14 protein-coding genes and 3 pseudogenes are annotated in these 20,704 nt (G+C 63.6%); 6 read left to right on the top strand and 11 right to left on the bottom strand.

Annotated features, from left to right (window positions below):
- Window positions 1–144 precede the first annotated feature (144 nt).
- Window positions 145–2,048, top strand: a pseudogene (locus tag DC31_RS03740) (ABC transporter ATP-binding protein).
- 198 nt (window positions 2,049–2,246) lie between these two features.
- Here the strand turns inward: DC31_RS03740 and DC31_RS03735 are convergent.
- On the bottom strand, window positions 2,247–4,115 hold the full coding sequence (locus DC31_RS03735) for a phosphoenolpyruvate carboxykinase (GTP) (protein WP_036277173.1): 1,869 nt from the start codon (window positions 4,113–4,115) through the stop codon (window positions 2,247–2,249).
- A gap of 109 nt (window positions 4,116–4,224) precedes the next feature.
- On the opposite strand from DC31_RS03735, the pseudogene DC31_RS03730 reads away from it, so the two are divergent.
- Window positions 4,225–5,666 (top strand): annotated as a pseudogene (locus DC31_RS03730) (helix-turn-helix domain-containing protein).
- A gap of 58 nt (window positions 5,667–5,724) precedes the next feature.
- Here DC31_RS03730 and DC31_RS03725 read toward each other — a convergent pair.
- Together DC31_RS03725 and DC31_RS03720 are read right to left on the bottom strand one after the other, a co-directional pair.
- Window positions 5,725–6,798, bottom strand: a complete 1,074-nt coding sequence (locus tag DC31_RS03725; protein ID WP_036277170.1) for a winged helix DNA-binding domain-containing protein — start codon at window positions 6,796–6,798, stop codon at window positions 5,725–5,727.
- Window positions 6,799–6,957: 159 nt separating this feature from the next.
- Complete coding sequence (locus tag DC31_RS03720) at window positions 6,958–7,407, bottom strand: nitroreductase family deazaflavin-dependent oxidoreductase (RefSeq protein WP_036277168.1); 450 nt, start codon at window positions 7,405–7,407, stop codon at window positions 6,958–6,960.
- 60 nt (window positions 7,408–7,467) lie between these two features.
- Between DC31_RS03720 and DC31_RS03715 the strand changes: the two genes are divergently transcribed.
- Window positions 7,468–8,118: an HAD-IA family hydrolase gene (locus DC31_RS03715; protein WP_036277167.1), complete on the top strand. Its 651-nt coding sequence runs from the start codon at window positions 7,468–7,470 to the stop codon at window positions 8,116–8,118.
- 34 nt (window positions 8,119–8,152) lie between these two features.
- Here DC31_RS03715 and DC31_RS03710 read toward each other — a convergent pair whose 3' ends face one another.
- Window positions 8,153–8,812: a dihydrofolate reductase family protein gene (locus DC31_RS03710; RefSeq protein WP_036277164.1), complete on the bottom strand. Its 660-nt coding sequence runs from the start codon at window positions 8,810–8,812 to the stop codon at window positions 8,153–8,155.
- Between the two features lie 235 nt (window positions 8,813–9,047).
- Between DC31_RS03710 and DC31_RS03705 the strand changes: the two genes are divergently transcribed.
- A complete protein-coding gene (locus DC31_RS03705; protein WP_036277161.1) occupies window positions 9,048–10,784 on the top strand; it encodes a thiamine pyrophosphate-binding protein in 1,737 nt (578 codons plus the stop codon).
- A 91-nt stretch (window positions 10,785–10,875) separates the two neighbouring features.
- On the opposite strand, the gene DC31_RS03700 is transcribed toward DC31_RS03705, so the two are convergent.
- A complete protein-coding gene (locus DC31_RS03700) occupies window positions 10,876–11,142 on the bottom strand; it encodes a hypothetical protein (protein WP_036277159.1) in 267 nt (88 codons plus the stop codon).
- 174 nt (window positions 11,143–11,316) lie between these two features.
- Entirely contained in the window at window positions 11,317–11,784 is a 468-nt protein-coding gene (locus DC31_RS03695) for a hypothetical protein (protein ID WP_152545333.1), read from the bottom strand.
- A gap of 92 nt (window positions 11,785–11,876) precedes the next feature.
- Between DC31_RS03695 and DC31_RS03690 the strand changes: the two genes are divergently transcribed.
- Both DC31_RS03690 and DC31_RS18035 read left to right on the top strand, forming a co-directional pair.
- On the top strand, window positions 11,877–12,491 hold the full coding sequence (locus DC31_RS03690) for a hypothetical protein (RefSeq protein ID WP_036277154.1): 615 nt from the start codon (window positions 11,877–11,879) through the stop codon (window positions 12,489–12,491).
- Between the two features lie 321 nt (window positions 12,492–12,812).
- The gene (locus DC31_RS18035) at window positions 12,813–13,133 is read left to right on the top strand and encodes a hypothetical protein (protein WP_152545332.1); all 321 of its coding nucleotides are present in this window, start codon (window positions 12,813–12,815) and stop codon (window positions 13,131–13,133) included.
- 82 nt (window positions 13,134–13,215) lie between these two features.
- Here DC31_RS18035 and DC31_RS03680 read toward each other — a convergent pair whose 3' ends face one another.
- From DC31_RS03680 to DC31_RS03655, 5 genes and pseudogenes are all read right to left on the bottom strand, one after another.
- Window positions 13,216–13,491, bottom strand: coding sequence for a hypothetical protein (locus DC31_RS03680; RefSeq protein WP_152545331.1), 276 nt, complete (start codon window positions 13,489–13,491; stop codon window positions 13,216–13,218).
- 198 nt (window positions 13,492–13,689) lie between these two features.
- Window positions 13,690–14,951 (bottom strand): IS3 family transposase gene (locus DC31_RS03675; RefSeq protein ID WP_235201320.1). Its coding sequence is split into 2 segments (ribosomal slippage): window positions 13,690–14,648 and window positions 14,648–14,951, totalling 1,263 coding nucleotides; the frame shifts between segments, so codons are not numbered across the junction.
- Between the two features lie 417 nt (window positions 14,952–15,368).
- A pseudogene (locus tag DC31_RS03665) lies at window positions 15,369–17,074 on the bottom strand (Na+/H+ antiporter).
- Between the two features lie 276 nt (window positions 17,075–17,350).
- Complete coding sequence (locus DC31_RS03660) at window positions 17,351–19,216, bottom strand: FAD-dependent monooxygenase (RefSeq protein ID WP_036277145.1); 1,866 nt, start codon at window positions 19,214–19,216, stop codon at window positions 17,351–17,353.
- A 62-nt stretch (window positions 19,217–19,278) separates the two neighbouring features.
- On the bottom strand, window positions 19,279–20,652 hold the full coding sequence (locus DC31_RS03655; RefSeq protein ID WP_036277143.1) for an MFS transporter: 1,374 nt from the start codon (window positions 20,650–20,652) through the stop codon (window positions 19,279–19,281).
- Window positions 20,653–20,704 lie beyond the last annotated feature (52 nt).

Here is a 20,704-nt window from a genome sequence, read left to right as displayed (position 1 = left end):
AGATGTGACAGCGGATGGCGCTCGATCTCCAGCGACCTGAAAACGTCAAGCGCGTCGCAGGCACATCGTCCCCCAGTGCCGCACAAACAGGCCCTCAACACAAAGTACGGTCGTAGTACTCCCCTTTTCAGATCGAGGTCCCGCATGTCTCGCACGGCGACAACCCGCCGACGCGGACGCGGCGCGCCACAGGATGGTCCGCGCGCCACGTTCCGCCAGCTTCTCCCCTTCCTCTTCGAACACAAACGCACGCTGATTGTCGTCGCGGTGCTCAGCCTTTTCGGCGCGGCAACGTCGCTCGTGCAGCCATTGCTGGTCGGCCAGGTCATCACCGCGGTGCAGTCCAACACCCCGCTCGGAATCTTGGTCTGGTTGCTGGTCGGCTTCGTCCTCATCTCTTCGGTGATCTCTGGCTATCAGCACTACCTTCTGCAGCGCACCGGCACAGCCGTCGTGTATTCCAGCCGCCGTCAGCTGATCTCGCGCATCCTGCACCTGCCGATCCGAGAGTTCGACGCGCGCCGCACGGGCGACCTGGTCTCGCGCGTCGGCACCGACACGACGCTGCTCTACGCCGTCCTCACCCAGGGACTCGCGGATGCCGTCGGCAGCGCCGTCCTGTTCCTCGGCGCCCTGATTGCGATGCTGTTCATCGACCCGATCCTGTTGGCACTGATCGTCGTCGTTGTCGGAGTATCTGTCGTGGTCGTCGTCTTACTGAGTGGTCGCATCCGCACGGCATCCAGCGCACAGCAGGTGAAGGTCGGCGAGCTGGCGTCCGGCGTTGAGCGGGCCATCGGCTCTATCCGCACGGTGCGTGCTTCTGGCGCTACAGAACGCGAGACGGCATCCATCTCGGAGCTCGCCGGCGAAGCCTACGGACTGGGCGTTCGCATAGCGAAAGTCTCGGCGCTTGTTGTACCGATCTCGGGTGTCGCCCTGCAGCTCTCGCTGCTCGCCGTGCTGGGCGTCGGCGGCTTCCGGGTCGCGGCCGGCGCCATCACAATCGCCTCGCTCATCACCTTCGTGATGTTCCTGTTCATGCTGATCATGCCGCTCGCGACGACCTTCGGCGCCATCACCTCGGTGAACCAGGCGCTCGGTGCGCTAGGCCGCATCCAGGAAGTGCTCGACCTCCCCACCGAAGATCAGGAGGATGCCGAGATCGCGAGCACCCTGCAGTCATCCTCGACTTCGGATGCGGCGACGTCCGCGGTGCCGGCGCTCTCGTTCCACGCGTCCGCTTCCGTTATCCCGACGTGGTGGTCGCCGCCCGGGAGGCTGCCGAGACGGAGGCGCACACGGTTCTCGTCGACGCTCACCTCGAGCGCAAGACGGACGACACGGATGCTACGAAACGGGAAGACCGTGACGTTCTCCGCGGCGTCTCCTTCGACGTTGCGAAGGGCACCCGTGTGGCACTCGTCGGGCCGAGCGGCGCCGGAAAAAGCACGATCCTCTCCCTCATCGAGCGCTTCTACGACCCCACCGGTGGGTCCGTTCGCCTCGATGGCCACGACATCCGCACCTATCCTCGCGCCGAGCTGCGCGCTCGCTTCGGCTACGTCGAGCAAGACGCCCCGACGCTCGCGGGCACCCTCGCCGACAACCTGCGGCTGGCCTCACCGGATGCGTCAGATGCCGACTGCGAGCGCGTGCTTCGCGCCGTGAACCTCGGCGATGTTCTCGGACGCGGCACGCTGGGGCTTCAGACGCCGGTCGGCGAGGATGGCGTCATGCTGTCTGGCGGAGAACGCCAACGTCTCGCGATCGCCAGGGCCCTGCTCACCGAAGCGCCAATTCTGCTGCTCGACGAATCGACATCGTCGCTCGACGGCGTGAATGAACAGCGCATGCGCGAAGCGATCGATGCGGTCTCGACGGACCGCACACTGATCGTCATCGCACATCGACTTTCGACGGTCGTCGACAGCGATTTGATCATCGTGCTCGAAAACGGCTCTGTCGCGGGTCAAGGTACCCACGCCGAACTCATCGAGTCGACCCCGCTTTACCGCGACCTCGCGCGCCACCAGTTGCTGGCATAGCATCCGCCGTCCAGCGCACGGTTAGCGGACGCTGTCCCGATTTGCGGACCGAATCCCCCGAAACGTCAGCAGATCGGGACAGGTCCCGCAGATTGGGCTTTGCTGCCCGGATTATCGCGACGACAGGATGCCGGAGACCACTCAGCCATGGGTATGTCTGCGGCATCCCGCCGTCGCGGGTCTATTCAGCGCAGGAAGCTACTGCGCTACCTGAGTGAGGCGGTACCGCAGCGAGGCCAGCTCGGAGCGCAGCGCCACCGGTAGCTTGTCGCCGAAGGTGTCGAAGAACTTCTCCGTCGAATCGGCCTCCTGCAACCACGCCGCAGGGTCGATAGCGAACAGCTCGTCAAGGTCCTTCTGCGGGACGTCGATGCCGTCGAGGTTGAGATCCTCAATGAGGGGCAACCGACCGATCGGGCTGTCGACAGCTGCGACCTCGCCGCTGATGCGACGAATGATCCAGTCGACGACACGCGAGTTGTCGCCGAATCCAGGCCAGAGGAACCGGCCGTCGGAACCACGGCGGAACCAGTTCACCTGGAAGATGCGCGGCGCACGATCGAAGCGCAGCTTGCGACCGACCTTGAGCCAGTGGGAGAAGTAGTCGCCCATGTTGTAGCCGCAGAACGGCAGCATCGCGAACGGATCACGACGCAGCTCGCCGACGGTTCCCTCAGCCGCAGCGGTGCGCTCTGACGAAATCGTCGCGCCGAGGAAGACTCCGTGCGTCCAGTCCGTCGCCTCGACCACGAGCGGGACGTTCGTCGCCCGGCGACCGCCGAACAAGATGACGTCGAGCGGAACGGCCTCTTCCCAGTCGGCCGAGATCTGCGGGCACTGCGCGGCAGCAACGGTGAAGCGCGAGTTGGGGTGCGCGGCGGGGCGGCCGGAATCCGGCGTCCAGGCGTTGCCTTCCCAGTCGGTCAGGTGTGCCGGCGGGGTGTCGGTCAGGCCTTCCCACCAGACGTCGCCGTCCGGACGAAGTGCGACGTTGGTGAAGATCGTGTTGCCCCACAGGGTCTCAACGGCCGTGACGTTAGTCGACTCGCCCGTGCCGGGAGCGACACCGAAGAAGCCGGCCTCAGGGTTGATCGCCCACATGCGGCCGTCCTCGCCGGGACGGATCCAGGCGATGTCGTCGCCGATCGTCTCGACCATCCAACCGGGGATGGTCGGGCGCAGCATTGCGAGGTTCGTCTTGCCGCAGGCCGACGGGAAGGCCGCAGCCACATGGTAGGCCTTGCCCTTCGGGTCGATGATGCGGATGAGCAGCATGTGCTCTGCGAGCCACCCTTCGTCGCGGGCGATCACCGAGGCGATGCGCAGCGCGAAGCACTTCTTGGCGAGGATGGCGTTGCCGCCGTATCCGGAGCCGTATGAGTAGACCTCAAGCGTGTCGGGGAAGTGCACGATGTACTTCTCGTCATTGCACGGCCATTCGACATCCTTCTCGCCCGGTGCGAGCGGAGCACCGATCGAGTGCACGGTCTTGACCCATGGCTTGCCTTCAGCAATCTGACGAGTGACGGCGTCTCCGACGCGCGTCATGATGCCGATAGATGCGACCGCGTACGCGCTGTCGGTGACCTGCACGCCAATGTGCGAGAGCGGGCCGCCGACGGCACCCATCGAGAAGGGCACGACATACATGGTGCGCCCGCGCATCGAGCCCTCGAAGATCTCGGTCATCTTCTGGCGGATCTCGGTGGGGTCTGCCCAGTTGTTCGTGGGGCCGGCATCCTCTTCTAGCGCGGAGGCGATGAAGGTGCGCGCCTCTGTGCGGGCGACATCACTGGGGTGCGAGCGGGCGAGGTATGAGCCCGGACGCCACTCGGGGTTCAGCTTGGTGAGTTTACCCTCCGAGACCAGGCCACGCAGCAACGCGTCGTTCTCTGCCGGCGAGCCATCAACCCAGTGCACGGATGCCGGCTGGGTGAGGGCGCTGATCTCTTCGACCCACGCGACCAGCTCTGCCATCGCAGGGGTGTCGTAATCCGGAACTGCGCCGCGGCTTCGCGCCGCTGATACAGCCGAAACTCGAGGGGTGAACGTCTCTGCCATAGCCATGTCTGCTCCCTTGAAGAGTTGGGGTCTTCCCCTATTCTGCTGAACTTCACCCCGGTATTTCGCACAGAATCCGTCATAAGAAGTGCGTTTCTTTCGCTATGCTCAAAGAATGAGCGACTCCGGCATCCATCTCACGACTCTGGGCCACCGCATCCGTCATCACCGGGTTGCGCAGGGTTTCACACTCGACGAGCTCGGCGCATTAGTCGGCGTCGCAGGATCCCAGCTGAGCCTCATCGAAAACGGCAAGCGCGAGCCGAAGCTGTCGCTGCTGCAGGCGATCGCACATGCGACAGACACCGACGCGCAGACCTCATTTCCGGCGAGCCGCCGAACCGCCGTGCGGCGCTTGAGATCGAACTTGAACACGCACAGGTGAGTCCGGTGTTCCGGCAGCTCGGCATCACGCCGATTCGCGTCTCGAAGGGCATGCCAGACGACACAATCGAGTCGATCCTCGGCCTGCACCGCGAGCTGCAGCGCCGTGAGAGCGAGGCGATCGCCACTCCTGAAGAAGCGCGCCGCGCAAACACTGAGCTGCGACTCCGGATGCGCGCGCAGAACAACTACATCGGCGACATCGAGAAGCTCGCCGAGAAGCAGCTGAAGGCGGCGGGCCACGTGAGCGGAGCGCTCACGCACCGCACCGTGAGCATCATGGCCGACAAACTCGGCTTCGAACTGCTCTACGTCAATGACCTGCCGCACTCCACTCGATCAGTGACTGACCTGGAGAATGGCCGTATCTATCTGCCGCCGGCCTCGATTCCCGGTGGTCACGGTCTGCGCTCGATGGCGCTGCAGGCAATGGCGCATCGTCTACTCGGGCACAAACGGCCGACTAACTACGCCAATTTCCTGGAGCAGCGGCTGGAGATCAACTACTTTGCCGCGTGCTGCCTCATGCCAGAAACAGCTTCCGTCGCATCCCTGCAGCAGGCGAAGAAGGACCGCAACCTTGCTGTGGAGGATTTCCGCGACGCGTTCGGTGTCACCCACGAGGCCGCCGCGATGCGCATGACGAACCTGATGACCGAGCACCTCGGAATGTCACTGCACTTCCTGCGCGTCGCCGGCTCGGGCGCGATTACGCGCGTGTACGAGAACGATGATCTGCTTTTGCCGATGGATGTCACCGGGGCCGTCGAAGGACAGCCGGTATGTCGCAAATTCTTGGCTCGGGCAGCTTTCACGCAACAGAACCGCACGACTGAACATCACCAGTACACCGATACCCCATCCGGCACCTTCTGGTGTGCGACGCAGACGGGAACGGCAAGCGATGGTGATTTCTCGATCACCGTCGGCGTCCCCTTCGACGATGCACGCTGGTGGCGCGGTCGAGAGACCCAAGACCGTGCGGTGTCAACGTGCCCCGACGAGGCGTGCTGCCGTCGTCCCACACCCGAGCTCTCCAGCAGGTGGAGCTCAAAAGCATGGCCGAGCGCACGCGTGCACACGCAGATGTTCTCGCCACTGCCGCGCGGTGCATTCCCCGGCGTCGATGAGAACGAGGTCTACACCTTCCTGGCACGGCACGCGGCGGAGTGAGCCTGGGCGGCAGGCGCGTAGTGGCTCCCGACACGTCGCGGAGAGAGCGCCCTGGCCCTCAGCCGGTGATGAACGCCGCGTAGCGATCGAGCGCGACCACCACCTCCTCTTCGCTCGCGGCTCCAGCGGTGAGTAGCTCAGGAACCGGATCGTCGGTATGTCTGCCGATCGCCGTCGAATGACGCCAGGTGCCCACCACCACACCGTCGGCGACGATGATCGGACGCACCATCCCGTTCTTGCCCGGACCGATCGCGGCGAGGTGCTCGGGCGGGCAGGTGACAGCGCGATCGGTGTATGAGATGTAGTACTCCTCGAACGGACCGAGTGCGACGACGGATGCCGCGGTAGAACTTCGCCGTGGACGCACGCGGGCCGCGAACTGGCCCTCGGCGACCTCGTGAACGCGATCGTCGTCAACGGATGCCGCGGCTGCTGCCCGCGCGCCGCCGAGTGTCAGCCCGGCCCACCACGCGAAGTCTTCAGCCGTCGCCGGACCATGACCGATGATGTAGCGGATGAAGAGCTCAGCCGCGGGATCCGCCGGAGTCGCGGACTCGACAATGTGCTCGTCGGTGAGCACAAACCGTTGCTCCCGTGACGCTCCACCCGCGCGTGGCACCACGGGGCCCTGACAGATGATGCCGCGAAGTGCAAGGCTCTGTACCGCGAACAGTCCCCGCTGACCAGACGGGTCGATGCCTGACTTCTCCAGTACGACGAACAACTCACTGCGCGTCAGCCCATTGCCACCGCGAAGCGCCCCGCCGATCACCCGCTCAACAGTCGCGAGTTCGCTGACTCCGAGTCCGAGCTCACGGAAGCGCGGCGCAGCCATGCGCAGCTGCCGCTCGCCCGTGACACCCAACACCCACGCGAGGTCTTCGGCAGGGATAACGTGCAGCGTTCCGCGCTGCGTCCACGCACGCACGAGCGTGCCGCGGTTGAACAGGCGGTCAACTGTGCTCAGCGTCGGCGCGCCCGCGCTGCGCGTCGCGAGCGCCCATCGCCCCGCCCAGAATTCCTGCGCTTGCACCGCGAGCATGTGCCGCGCAGCATTCGCCACCGAACGCGCCGGGGCGCTCAGCCGATGCGAGCGCAAGCGCTCGGCGCGCAAGATGTGCGGTTTCATCACTCCATCATCCGGGTGGCCACCGACATTAGGCGCAACCCCTTACCCGACTGATTCCAGCGGAAAGATCAGCAGGCTTCCGGATGCTGTCGCCACAACCCTGCCCTGATTATCGACGACTTCCCCCTCGGCGAAAGTGCGGCCTCGCGTTTTGTCACTTCACTCGTCTTCCTCGGCCATCGGCTCGAGCACGAAGACGGCGATACGCCGGTCGGTCTTGGCCTGATACGCGTCATAGTCGGGGAATGCCGCCACGGCATGTGCCCACCACTCATCGCGTTCTTCGCCCTCAACTTCGCGGGCAAGATAGTCGCGCTTGTGGGCTCCGTCTTGCAGCTCGACGTGCAGGTGATGGCGAATGTTCCCGGCCCACTTGGGCTCCTGAGGAGCGCCACCGAGAGATGCGATGACCGCATACCGGCCCTCGTGCTCAACGCGCATCAACGCGGTCTTTCGCAGAGCGCCGGTTTTGGCGCCCACTGTTGTCAGCACGATGATCGGCATTCCTCGGAGCTCGTTGGCCTCAGATCCCTGAGATTCTTCGAACTTCTCGGCCTGCTCACGGGCCCATTGAGATTTTGACGGTTGATATTCTCCGGTCAGTGCCATGTGCCCATCCTAGGATCTTCCCGCCGGTCGCGCCCCAAGCAAGCGGGATAGCCTGAACGCATGACGACCACTCTCACCGCCCGCGCCGTGCTGCTCGATATGGACGGCACTCTCGTCGACTCCACCGCGGTGGTCGAGAGGCTCTGGTGGGAGTGGGCGGCTCCGCACGGACTCGATCGCGACACTGTGCTGCACGTTGTTCACGGCAGACAGGGACATCAGAGCATGGCGATCCTGCTGCCAGAGCGCGACCGTGCCGTGAACCTCGTCGAGAATGCACAGATGCTTGCGCGAGAGAGTGTCGAGGTCGATGGCGTCGTCGAGATTCCCGGAGCTGCAGCCCTCCTGCGCGCACTCAGCGGACTCCCCCATGCGATCGTCACGTCCGCTGACATCGCCCTGATGACCGCGCGGATGACAGCGGCCGGGCTCGAGATTCCCGAGCTGCGGATCACCGCGGAGAGTGTCTCGAAGAGCAAGCCCGACCCGGAGGGCTTCCTGCTCGCAGCATCCACGCTAGGCATCGATCCGAGCGAGTGCATCGTTTTCGAGGACTCTGGGGCCGGGATCCAGGCAGGTCTCGCCGCGGGGATGACGGTCATCGGCGTCGGGCGCCTCGCCCCCGATCACGCACCCACACACCACGTCGATGACTTGACGCAGATCGCGATCGCGGCCTCCGGCGACGGGATCGTCGTTCAGATCAGCTGAGTGCACTAATCGCTCAACGCAGGATGCCGGCGGACTATTGCCCTCGCGTGAATGTCAGATGTGTGACGCCACTCGGTGCGGATGTCGCTTCGATGTCGTAGCGTTCTTCGATTCCTTCTAGCCCTTCCCAGAGGCGCACGCCGCGGCCGAGCATAATCGGCACCTGGACGACGTGCAGGACGTCAATCAGCCCCGCCGCCAAGAAGTCCCTGACGACCGACGGACCACCACCGACACGGACGTCCAGACCGTCAGCAGCCTCCCGCGCACGATCAAGTGATTCCTGAGGCGTCGCATTGATGAAGTGAAAAACGGTGCCGCCTTCCATCTCAATGGATGGACGCGGATGATGCGTGAGCACGAACACCGGTGTGTGAAAGGGCGGGTTGGGTCCCCACCAGCCGCGCCACTCGCGCTCTGTCCCGAGATCGGTCCACGGACCCGATCGCCAGTCGAACTTGCCGCGCCCCATGATCTCGGCACCTATGCCAGGACCATGCCGCTCAGCGAAGGCGTTATCAACCCCTCCGCTGCCGCCTGGCTCTCCGGCCATCGCGTGCCAGAACCGGGTGGCGAACATCCATTCGTGCAGGCGCTGCCCCGCGTGACCGAACGGGGTGTCGAAAGTCGGATCCACGCCGGTGCCGAAGCCGTCGAGGGAGACCGAGAGATTGTGTACGCGAACTTGGGACATTTCTACTCCTGATGATTGTCAAATGCGATCACGGCGCGAGGACGGCCTCATGCCAATACCGGCGTAGAACTCGGTCGCAGCATGAGTCATGCCCTCAGTCTGCCGCTAGACTCATCGCGTCCGGTACTGCATTCAGCGCCGATGCCCGAAAAAGGGGCACAAGGCTCGCCGCGATGACGCGCGAGATGAGATACATACGGAACATTCCCGTCCGTCCGTGTCGAAAGGCCCTCGTATGCCCACCGTCTCCGCCCATGTGGCTCTCACTCTCGCCCAGCACATCGGCGCCGTCTTTGGCGTGATGGGCAATGGGAACGCGTACTTCCTTGACGCAATCGAACGACAGACGGGTGCCGTGTTCACCGCTGTGCGCCACGAGCAGGGTGCTGTTGTCGCGGCAGATGCTCACCATCGCGCTTCCGGCCGAATCGCTGCAGCCACCACGACCTACGGCGCCGGCTTCACCAACACCCTCACTGCGCTCGCCGAATCAGTGCAGGCGCACATCCCGCTCGTGCTCGTCGTCGGCGACGAACCAACTTCGGGTCCGCGCCCGTGGGACGTCGACCAGATCGCGCTCGCCTCCGCCGTCGGCGCCCGCACCTACACGGTCGGGCGAGCGGATGCCGCGGCGACCACGGTCATCGCCATCGAACACGCACTCACTTATCGCGTGCCGGTCGTGCTCGCCATTCCTTACGACGTTGCCGCTCTCGAGGCAGGGCCTGTCCCCTCAGCACCTGAGCCCCGGGTTCCCACCCCGCTCGCCCCCGCGGGCGAGTTCGGCGTCGGGATGTTGGATGACATCGCCGCGGCCCTCCGGGGTGCGAAGCGGCCGTTCCTGCTCGCAGGCCGCGGCGCGTGGCTAGCCGGCGCTGGCGCGGCGCTTGGCGCTCTCGCCGATGCCACTGGCGCGCTGACCGCATCCACCGCCCTCGGTCGCGGGATCTTCCCCGCGGCCCAATACGACCTCGGCGTGACCGGCGGATTCGGCGCCGAGGGCGCGATGCAGCTCATCCACGACGCCGATGTCGCCGTCGTCTTCGGTGCGGCGCTGAACCAGTTCACAATGCGGTTCGGTGAATTGTTCGCGCCGGGAACGCGGGTGTTCCAGGTGGATGTCGCGCCTGCTGCCACCCATGCCCACGTTGGGGGCTTCGTGCGTGGTGACGCCAAGATCGTGGCCGAGGCACTCGTTGAGCGGTTGGTTGCGGCCCCTGTCGCTGTGCACAACTCCGGAGAATTGGACCTAGATGCCCGTGTTTCCGCCGGGACGGAGGGACACCTGGGCAATTCCTCCGGAGTTATGCAGACGTTGTGGCGAGAACAGGTCGACGTAGCATCCGCTCGTGCTTACGAGCCAGGCGACGATCTCGCAGCGGACGGCCGCCTCGACCCGCGATCGGCCGCACGCCGCATCGCCGAGCTACTGCCAGAAGACCGCGTTGTGGTCTCGGACGGCGGCCACTTCATCGGCTGGGCGAACATGTATTGGCCCGTCGCGTCACCCGACCGGATGATGATGATCGGTACGGCATTTCAAGCAATCGGTCAGGGCTGGCCAAGTGTCGTCGGCGCGACCAGGGCGCGTCCGCATTCGACAATCGTGCTCACCTCAGGCGACGGCGGCGGGCTCATGGCGATCGCTGACCTCGAATCTGCAGTCCGCGCCGCGGGGGGGCGCGGATGCGCGGTGATCTGGAACGACGCTGCCTATGGCGCCGAGATCAACCTCTATGGCCTGAAGGGACTCGCCGAAGCACCAATGCGCATCCCCGAAGTCGATTTCGCTGCATTCGCTGCGGCGGTCGGAGCCGAAGGCGTCGCAGTGCGTACGCTCGAAGACCTTGATCGCCTGGGCACGTGGACAGCCGAGGATGCCGACGCCCGACGCTTCCTGTTGCTTGACCTACGCATCTCCGGCGGCGTGATCGCGCCGTATCAGCAGGAGATCATCCGAGTAAACAGCTGAATTGCGCTCTGCACTGCAGCAATCTGCACTGTAGCAATCAGCACTGTAGCAATCTCGCGCAGCTCGGCCGCACTGAGATCACCGCGCAAGGTCACGCAGTCGCGCGCAGCTGACGCAGACGCGATCGGTATTCGGCGGTCTTCGCCTGAATCGTCGCGAGGTCCCGGCCCGACACGCTGTTGACATCCCGCCAGAGGGCGATCTGCGCGGCCTTGGCCGCCTCGCGCTCGGTCTCGGTGCTCGCGTTGCGCGAGAGCCACACGTATCCGCCGCCGAGTTCGGTGGCCGTCTCGCGCATGATGTCGTAGACCATCGGGTCGAAAGCGACCAGGTCGGGGGCAAGTGCTGCCTTCGCCATGAGATCCCCTTTCGTCTACGTCTCCATGGTACGTCTTGCCCCGGACATCACGGCCTCTGATGGGAAATCGCGTCATCCGGTTCTTCACCAATCAGCCACGCACGTCTGGCAATGCATCGATTCAGTCGACACGTCCATCCGAGCAGATCGGCGTTGGTAAGAGTCGCTCAGAAACTACTGGTCGTGCCCTTCTCCGAACTCTCTAGCAGCGATCCTGATTAGATAAAGTTCGCGCGGTGGTTTGAGAGTCTGGGCTTCGATCTTCAGCCACCTCTCGCTAGTAACGACCATAGCGAGTTCCCATCTGGCAGGCCCCCCTCGCCACCACCTCGCTCCAGCGTCCTTGCCATCGATGTAGAGCTCTGCCCGCTCGGTCGTTCGCCGACTTCCCAAGCTCTCGGGTACTCCAGTCATGTGGACCACGCGCACCCGGCACCCTTCGTCGCCGGTACCTGCGATCGATACAGTGTCGATCGTTATCGTCCCATCGACGTCGAGGCCAGAGCCGACTTCGTATCCAGTTTCGTATTTCTGAAGCACCCGGAAGAACGGTCCGGCATACGTCCGAAGCGCGGTGATGAGTGGATCCATGCACCCCAGTTTGCATGGAATTTTCCGTCGCCGATAGACAGAGTCGAGCATTCAAAACTCCTCCTCTGTGGGAAATCCGTTGACAGGGGGCTTATTCGGAGGAGTAACTATTTATGCATCGACAACAATCTGAGGAGAAGTACATGAGAACGCTCTCACGACAAAGCCTCGTAGCAACCGCTGTATTGACCGCCTCCCTGCTCGGCATCAGCATGCCCGCTCAAGCCAGTGAGAACGATGCACCGCCGCCGCCTTCACCGGAGGTGATTGCTGCCGAGATTGCAGCGATTGATTCGCCGGAGGCCCGTGCCGCTGCCGAGCAACTTTATGCCCAGGCAATCGACGACGGACGGGAGGTACTGGGAGTTGCAGGCGGCTCATACGTAGCGGAGGAAGGGGACGTCGCCGCCCGTTCGCTTCCCAGCGACTGCGGGATGTCCGTGTTGGCATCGAGATCGGGCACGGTCATCTACAACGACACCCTCACCTCGTGCAGTGGATCTTTCAGCTCTTTGACGCACCATCTTGGAATCACCGGAGAGAACCCATACAACCCCTTCGACCAAAGGAATGTGCAGAACCGCTACTTCTACTGGTATAACCGGACGAGCGCAGCCAACTCGGTCCAGTACACGTGCGCAAACACCAATCTGACTAACTGGTGGACTCTTGGTGAAGGAACCCTCGTGAGGAATGGAACGACCTACTATTCCCCTGCCGTCTACGACACAGTCTCCGTCGTGTACTGCGGTTGGTGACGTCCTCGGCCGCAGCGCAAGGAGCGATGCCCACCACCTTGCGGTGCGCTTCGTATCGTGGGGCGATGCAACAGTAGAGCCTCGCCGCCGTCCGGGGGTCAGAACCCAAAGGATCTGACTGTCAGCGATCCGTCGGGGACGGCCGATCTATTCGGCATAGCAGCCCCGAGGGGTAGATTCCGCCAATACGGTGCTGTTAGCTGTGCTCGAGGGCAAGAATGAGCTTGTTCCTCATACGGAGGGAATGTAATACCAATCTTCACAAGAATCGGCGACAGGCGAGTGAGAAAGACCTTTGTTGGAGCCTGGGTCGGCGCACTAGTGATTGCGATGACGGGACTCAGTACCCCAGCACTTGCTTCTCCGACGGTCAACTCCAGCGAAGAAGCCGGGATCCAGTCCGTCACCACGGCGACCGGATCGAGAACCTGTGGTCCCCAACAACAGGTATATGTGCGCTTCACTTTGGACAACTACGGAACGGCCACCGTGACCAAGCAAGGCACAGGGGGCACCAGCGTGGTCTTAATAGGGACGGACCTGTTCCATGTCTTCGGCGCTTCAACGGTGAGCTGGAAAGTCACGGCTGCCAACGGTAACGGTATCGCGACGATCAACGATGGTTGTGTGGTGGCCAGGTAGAACTTCGGGGACCTAACTATGCGTCGTGGGGTTGAGATCTTTGAGAGTTGCAACCCCACGACGCGGCCCAGTGGCTCTCCATCTAAAGCTTGAAATTCTCGATCTTCAGATCTATCTCGATCAATTCCGCTCGCACACCGGCAATTGAAGCCGGGGAAAACTTCTTCATCTGCATGTCAAGTATGACTTTTGCCTCGAAATCGCTGATATCGAGCTCCTTCATCAGAGACCTGGTCACATCTTCAATCTCACCAGTCGTCGAAGCACAGATGCGCATCACCATTTGATAGTTATTCGCAGCTACCAACATTGCAGCTACAACCTGACGCTGCCCCCGCAAGTTCTCCAGTTCACTCATATCAGCGCACACTACCTGACGTGGCTTCTGAGCGGGGGAGGGCGCGGCCCTAGTCGCCCCGGTCGATAACGCATGCAACGGGGTCGAGGATCTCTATGTCGGCGCTTTCACACATCACGACTCTTCCGACTGGGCGCTTCTCGACGTAGTCAATGAGCAAGGAAGATTGAAGCGCCCTGGGTCTGATGGAGACTCGCGCTATTTGATTCCCACCAGCTGACTGCTCGTGGTTTGGCCAGCATAGAACGCCTGCTCGAACTCTGCGGGTGGGATGTCGCCGAGGTAGCCGTGGAGGCGTTGCGTGTTGTGCCAGTGGACCCACCCGAGGGTCGCGAGCTCGAGGTCTTCGACGCTCTTCCATGGCCCCGAGCGGGCGGGTCCGCGGACGAGTTCGGTCTTGTAGTAGCCGTTGACCGTCTCGGCGAGGGCGTTGTCGTAGTCGCCAACGGTTCCAATCGACGGTGTCGCACCGATTTCGGCGAGGCGTTCGCCGTAGCGAATTGACGTGAACTGAGATCCTGCATCGCTGTGGCAACGGAGGTCGGCGTGGTGTGCGCCGCGACCCCACCTCGCCATTTCGATGGCGTCGAGGACCATCTCGGTGCGCATGTGAGACGCGCAACGCCACCCCACGATCATCCTCGAGAACACGTCGACGATGAAGCAAACGTAGGCGATGCCCGCCCACGTTGGAACGAACGTCAGATCGGTGACCCAGAGCCGGTTCGGGGCCGTCGCGGTGAACTCCCGCTTGACCAGATCCGGGTGCCTCGCCGAGGTCGGATCAGACCTTGTTGTCTTCACCCGTTTCGTCCTGGTCGCGCCCTCGATTCCCGCGGCGCGCATGAGCCGGCCGGTCTGGTCGCGGCCGATGTCGATGCCGGCACGACGGGCGGTCTTCCAGAGCTTGCGGACCCCGTAAACGCAGTAGTTCGCCTTCCAGGGCGTCACCAGCTCCGGGGTGAGGACCGCGTCGCTGATCGCGCGCGCTGACGGGGCACGGTCTCTCGCGGCGTAGTACGTGCTCGGAGCTACCTGCAACAGTGCGCAGATGGGCTCGACTCCGAGCGGGCGACCTTCGACGACGTCGTTCTTGTTCGCGTCGATGAAAGCGACTACTTCCGGTGTTGGCGGTCGAGCTCCGCCCCGAAGAAAGACGCAGCCCGCTTCAGGATCTCGTTGGCCCGACGCAGCTCCCGGACCTCCTGCTCGAGCGCCCGCACCCGCGACGCATCGACCGTGGTTACGCCCGCGACGTGACCGTCGTCGATGTCGGCTTGCTTGACCCACGTCCGCACGGACTCAATCCCGTATCCGAGCTGCGTCGCGACCCGATGCACCGTCCCGTGCTCGGTCCCCAGCTCCGCGCGCAGCGTTCGCACCATCCGGACAGCGGCAGCCTTCTCTTCCGGTGAATACCGACGTGCCGTCGGCTTCCCAGATCCCTGATTCGTTGCCATGACTCCATCCTCGTTTCCAAGGTCAGGAGTCTCCAACAAAACCAGGGCGCTTCAGATATCAAACCCGACTTCCTTCGTACTTGACGGATGAAACCGACAGCTCCGACAATCCCAAACTGATCTGTCGGCGCGATACTCTCCCGATATGAGAGCCACGATCGTGCGGCCGTTCTGGTGCGCTGGACGACGCCTCACAGTGTTCATCCGCATCACGCGTGGGTGTGGGCGAGCGCCGTCACAAAGCTCGAGAGCCAGTAGTGGCCACCGCAAATTAGAGGCTATCTAGCGTCGCACGGGCGTCCTTGGTAAGCAGATATAAGGTGTGGCTCTGGTTCGGGAAACGCGTGAAGCCGAACTTCTCATAGAACGCCACAACGGCGTCGCTGAGGGCATGAACAAGTACAGCACTGTAGCAAGTCACTCGAGATGCTCGATGCCCTCCATACGGATCTGCTCGAGGTCGAGCCGTGCCGAGATCTGGTAGACGACGAGGTCATCAACCGTGCCAGCGCGGCGTAAGCCGCGCAACACCGTTCGCTCGTGCTCGATGACCGCGAGCTTGAGTCGGACGGTTTCCTCATGGTGCGTGAGCGGTGAACGCTGAGCCATATCGACGTCGGCCGAGGTCGCGATCATCTGCAGTGTCGTGCCCTCTCGGGCGTCGTCACCTGTGCCTGCGCCTACGCCCGCGGTGGGATCGGCTGGCGCCTGGCGCGTGGCTGCGAGAGGGTCGGGCTCACCCAGCAGATCTTCCATCGCGCCGACTTCGGCGTCGATGAGCGCCCGCTCCCTGGCCAGCGCTCGAGCATTCGCCAATTCGAGCGCCTCGTATCCGTCCCGACGGACTCGGTCCCGGACCTCGTCGCTGATTCCGTGCTCAGATGCCAACTGATCGAGCGCGGCCATCGCTGCCCCTGAGATCGCGCGTTCGGCGAGCTCGAATTCTTCGTCTTGGGCATGATCAACAGGGAAACCGGCCCAGCGCACCACCGCTGGAAGCAGCGGTCCTTGCACGAGCAGGCTCAGCAGGATCACCCCAGCGGTCACAAAGAGGATGTCACCACGCCCGACAAGAGCAGATCCATCGGGCATTGCGAGCGGAACGGAAAGCGCAATCGCTAGAGAGACGCCGCCGCGCATGCCCGCAACCGTACTGACGACCTGCATGCGCGTGCGAAGTCCCACCGGGTGCGCCGAACCGCCACCGATCCGCTGGAACGGCACGGCAAGGAGCTGGAACAGAAACCGCACCACGAGCAGCGTGACCCACACCGCGACGGTCGCGAGCGTCAGCAGCCCGATCATACGGAGCGAAGTCTGATGTACGACCCACTGCACCTCCAGCCCGATCAGCACGAAGAGCGCGCCGTTGAGGATGAAGACGCCGAATGGCCAAACCGCCTCCGCCTGCCGGCGCGAGGCCGCAGTCGTGACCTGTGAGCTGAGATATGCCGCGATCAGTCCCGCAACCACCACGCGAGCACGCCGGAAGCATCGATCATCTCGGCAATCAGGAAGGCGGTGAATGGCAGGAGCACCATCGTCACGTTGATCGTGATCGTCGTATGCACTCGACGCAGAAGCAACCAGGCTGCGGCAGCGACCACCACCCCGACGGCGATGCCCCCGAGGTAGGAGACGACGACCGTCCACGTGACCATGAGCGGTGTGACGTTCCCGCCGACTGCGAGCGAGACCGCAATTGCGTACAGCACAAGGGCTGTGCCATCATTCGTGAGGCTCTCCGCTTTCAACTTCATGAAAGAGCGCCGTGGCAGCAGGCGCCCGAGTGCGGCAACAGCCGTGGCGTCTGGGGGTGCGACCGCCGCGCCGAGGATCAGAGCGATCTCCCACGGCAGACCGAACAGCACCGCCACGCCCGCGACGGCAAATGCAGAAGCGACAACGAGCAACGAGCTCATCGGCAGGATGTACCGGAAGTCGCGGCGGATAGAGCGCAACGACGTGGTGAGGCTTTCCCAGAACAGCATCGCCGGCAGAAACAGCAATAGCACGGTCTCGGGCGGCAGCTGCACTTCGCGCAGCGCGGGGACGAATCCCAGCAGCAGCCCGAACACGACCAGTACGAGCGGGAGTGCGAGACGCACCCGCGGCGCAAGCATCGTCCCCGCCAGGATCGTCAGGCCCAGCAGGACCGTGATTTCAAGACCTTCCATGCGGGCACCCGATCTGCGTCGCGAGCGGAGCGCGAGCATGCTCAGGACACAGCGCCCTTCAGTGCCACCGTATTCCCGACGCGCCGGGCATGAAAGGGGTTCTGGAGTCGAAACCGTCAGCCGGCGGCAGCGTGACATTGCCTACGTCCCTTCAGGTCGCAGAAAACGCCGCTATAGCGACGATTTGGCGGCGCATTTTGCGACCTGAAGGGTGCAACCGGGTCAGGCTGGCAGAAAAGCTCCCGATAGGAACGCATCGAGCTCGGAGACGCCAGACAGCGGCAGCACCGCGGCGACGTACTGGTCAGGACGCACCACGACCACAACACCGTCGCGCGACAGCTCACGTTCGGCGAAGATGTCCGCGTCCGTCCAGGCGTTGGGAGCCGCGGTGTAGACCTTCTCCCAGTCGGTGAGGTCGAGCGGACCCGACTTCGGGAGGAACAGCGACGGCGTCGACAGGATCTCGATATCTTCGAAGGCCTGCTGATAGATCGCCTTCACGTCGAAGACCGCATCCGCGTCAGCATCCGCCGGTGTGTATCGCGCTACGAGGGGCGAAACCGCCGATGCCCACTCAACCAAGCGATCGCCGGACGCGTCCGCGAATGCATACAGGCGCCACCGGCCATCCGCCTTCGCGTGGTGTCCGAGATGCACCACGTTCCCGTCGCATACCCGCACCACCTCGACCGATTTGAAGCGTCTGCCCAGCGGGAACCCGGCGGCGAGCGCCTGATGCGCGTCGGAGCCAGTGATCGCCGACGGCGTGTAATGCGTCATGAATCCGGACGGGAACTCTGCCGTCGCCAGGTAGTAGTTCGACAGCTCCTGCGGGTCGGAGATCTCTTCGGGCTTGCGCGCCATCAGAGACGACCATTCCCGGTCGAAGTCGATCAGCTGCTGCGCAACGGGCTGGCGCTCGGCCGAATACGTCGACAGCAGGCTTTCCGGCGAAAGTCCGGTCAGCACTGACCCGAGCTTCCAGCCCAGGTTGAAGCCGTCCTGCATCGAGACGTTCATGCCCTGACCAGCCTTGGCGCTGTGTGTGTGGCAGGCATCTCCGGTGAGGAAAACCCGCGGCGAGCGCTGCGAGCCAAAAGCATCATCGAAGCCGTCGGTGACGCGGTGCCCGACCTCGTACACACTCGACCAGGCGATCTCTTTCACATCCAGCGAGTACGGGTGCAGGATCTCGTTGGCCTTGTCGATGACCGCCTCGATCGGCGTCTGTCGCACCTGGTGGTTGTCATCGGCCGCAACCTCGCCAAGATCGACATACACACGGCTGAGGTAGCCGCCCTCGCGCGGAATATGCAGAATGTTTCCCGCATTCGCGTTGATGGCGCATTTGGTACGCCAATCCGGGAAGTCGGTGTTCACGAGAACGTCCATCACGCCCCATGCGTGTGCAGAGAACTCGCCGACGTGAGTACGACCGATTGCCTCGCGCACACCGCTGCGCGCGCCGTCGCAGCCCGCAACATACTTCGCTCGAATCGTGCGCTCTTTACCCGCCCGCTCGCCTGCCACGTAACGCACGCGCACCTCGACCGGATAATCGCCGTCGTCGCCCACCGTGAGCCCGAGGAATTCCACACCGTAGTCCGGCACGATGCGCCCTGGACCGTCGGCTGCGGCCTCGGCGAAGTAGTCGAGGACGCGCGCCTGGTTCACGATGAGGTGCGGGAACTCACTGATCTTGAGCCCGTAGTCCTCGGTACGCGTCGTGCGGATGATGTTGCCGGGGTTCTCCGGGTCCGGGCCCCAGAAGTTCATGTACGCGATGTTGTAAGCCTCGGCCGTGATTCGCTCGGCGAACCCGAAGGCTTGGAAGGTCTCGACGCTGCGCGGCTGGATGCCGTCGGCCTGACCGAGCACGAGCCGTCCGTCGCGGCGCTCGATCATCCGCGTGGTGACGTCCGGATACTGCGACATCTGTGCGGCCAACAGCATGCCCGCGGGCCCGGATCCGACGATGAGTACATCCATCTCATCTGGCAGATCGGCGGGTCGATCAATGCCGGTGCCCGCAGCCGCGACGACGCGCGGGTCCTGAGAGACGTAGCCGTGGTGGTGGAACTGCATCGAGACTCCTTCAGATGATCGAGGGCGGGGCGGATGCCGCGTGCATCCGCCCCCTGTCGCATTCAGACCTTCGCGAGGCCGTAAATCGGGCTCTTCGCCTGCTCTACCTCATGGTCAGGGCCGAGCGGGATTCCGCTGCGGTCGCGGAGCAGCAGCGTTGCGACCAAGCCGATGATCGTCATTCCGGCCAGGTACCAGGTGACCATGTCGGTCGATCCGGTCGCTTCTACGATTGCTGCGGCGATCGTCGGGGCGAATGCACCACCGAGAATGGCGCCGATCGCGTACGAGATCGAGACACCCGAGAACCGAATGGATGCCGGGAACAGCTCGGTGTAGAGCGCCGCCTGCGGTCCGTACGTGAATCCCAAGCCGACCGTGAGAATCGCAAGACCAAGGAACAGCAGCCCGACGTTCGCCGTGTTGACGAGCGGGAACAGCAAGAAGACACCGATCAGCTGCATGATCCAGCCAGCGATGTAGGTGTTGCGTCGACCGATCTTGTCGGAGACCCACCCGGCGACGAGTGTGCTGAGCAGCCAGGTGACCGCCGATCCTGTTACCGCCCAGAGCACCGGCCCGAATTCGAGACCGATCGGCCCCTTGGGGTCGGTGGCGTACCGCTGGATGTAGCCACCCGTCGTCATGTAGCCGATGGCGTTGTTACCGGCGAAGACGAGAGCGGCGACGAGTACGAGCAGCGCGTGCTTTCGGAACAGCTGCACGATCGGCATCTTGGCCTTTTCCTTGCGCGCGGCGAGTTCAGCGAATACGGGGCTTTCCTCGACGTTGCGCCGCACGTAGTAGCCAATCAAGATCAGCACGACGCTGAGCAGGAACGGGACACGCCAGCCCCACGCGAGGAACTGGTCTCCCGGTGCGACCGCAGTCATGATCGCCATCACACCGGAGGCCAGCAGCAACCCCAGCGGCACACCGATCTGCGGCGAGGCACCAAAGATGCCGCGCTTGTGCTTGGGGGCGTGTTCGACGGCCATGAGGACCGCGCCGCCCCACTCGCCGCCAGCCGAGATGCCCTGCAGAATGCGCAGGAGCACCAGCATGATGGGGGCGCCAACGCCGATGACCTCGGCCGTGGGCAGCACACCGATCAACGCGGTGGCGGCGCCCATCAGGATCAGCGTCCACATCAGCACGCGCTTGCGGCCGTACTTGTCACCGAAGTGACCGGCGAGGAAGGCGCCGAATGGCCGGAACAAGAAGCTAATACCGACGGTCGCGAAACCGAGGATCACGGTGTTCGTGCCGAGCGCCGAGAAGAACAACTGACCGAAAACCAGTCCGACGGCTGTGGCGTAAATGAAGAAGTCGTACCACTCGACCGTGGTACCGACGACTGTGGCGAAGACGACGCGTCTGCGATCTGCGACGCTGGCTATGGTGCCGGTCGGCGTGAAGCCGGGCTGATCAGTCATTGATGCTCCTTGTGTGACGTCGTTGTCCGGGTGCGATGTGATGCTTGCCACC

Origin of the sequence: Microbacterium sp. CH12i, assembly GCF_000685355.1 — a bacterium.
Taxonomy (GTDB): domain Bacteria; phylum Actinomycetota; class Actinomycetes; order Actinomycetales; family Microbacteriaceae; genus Microbacterium.
This window is presented reverse-complemented; position numbering and strand designations above follow the sequence as displayed.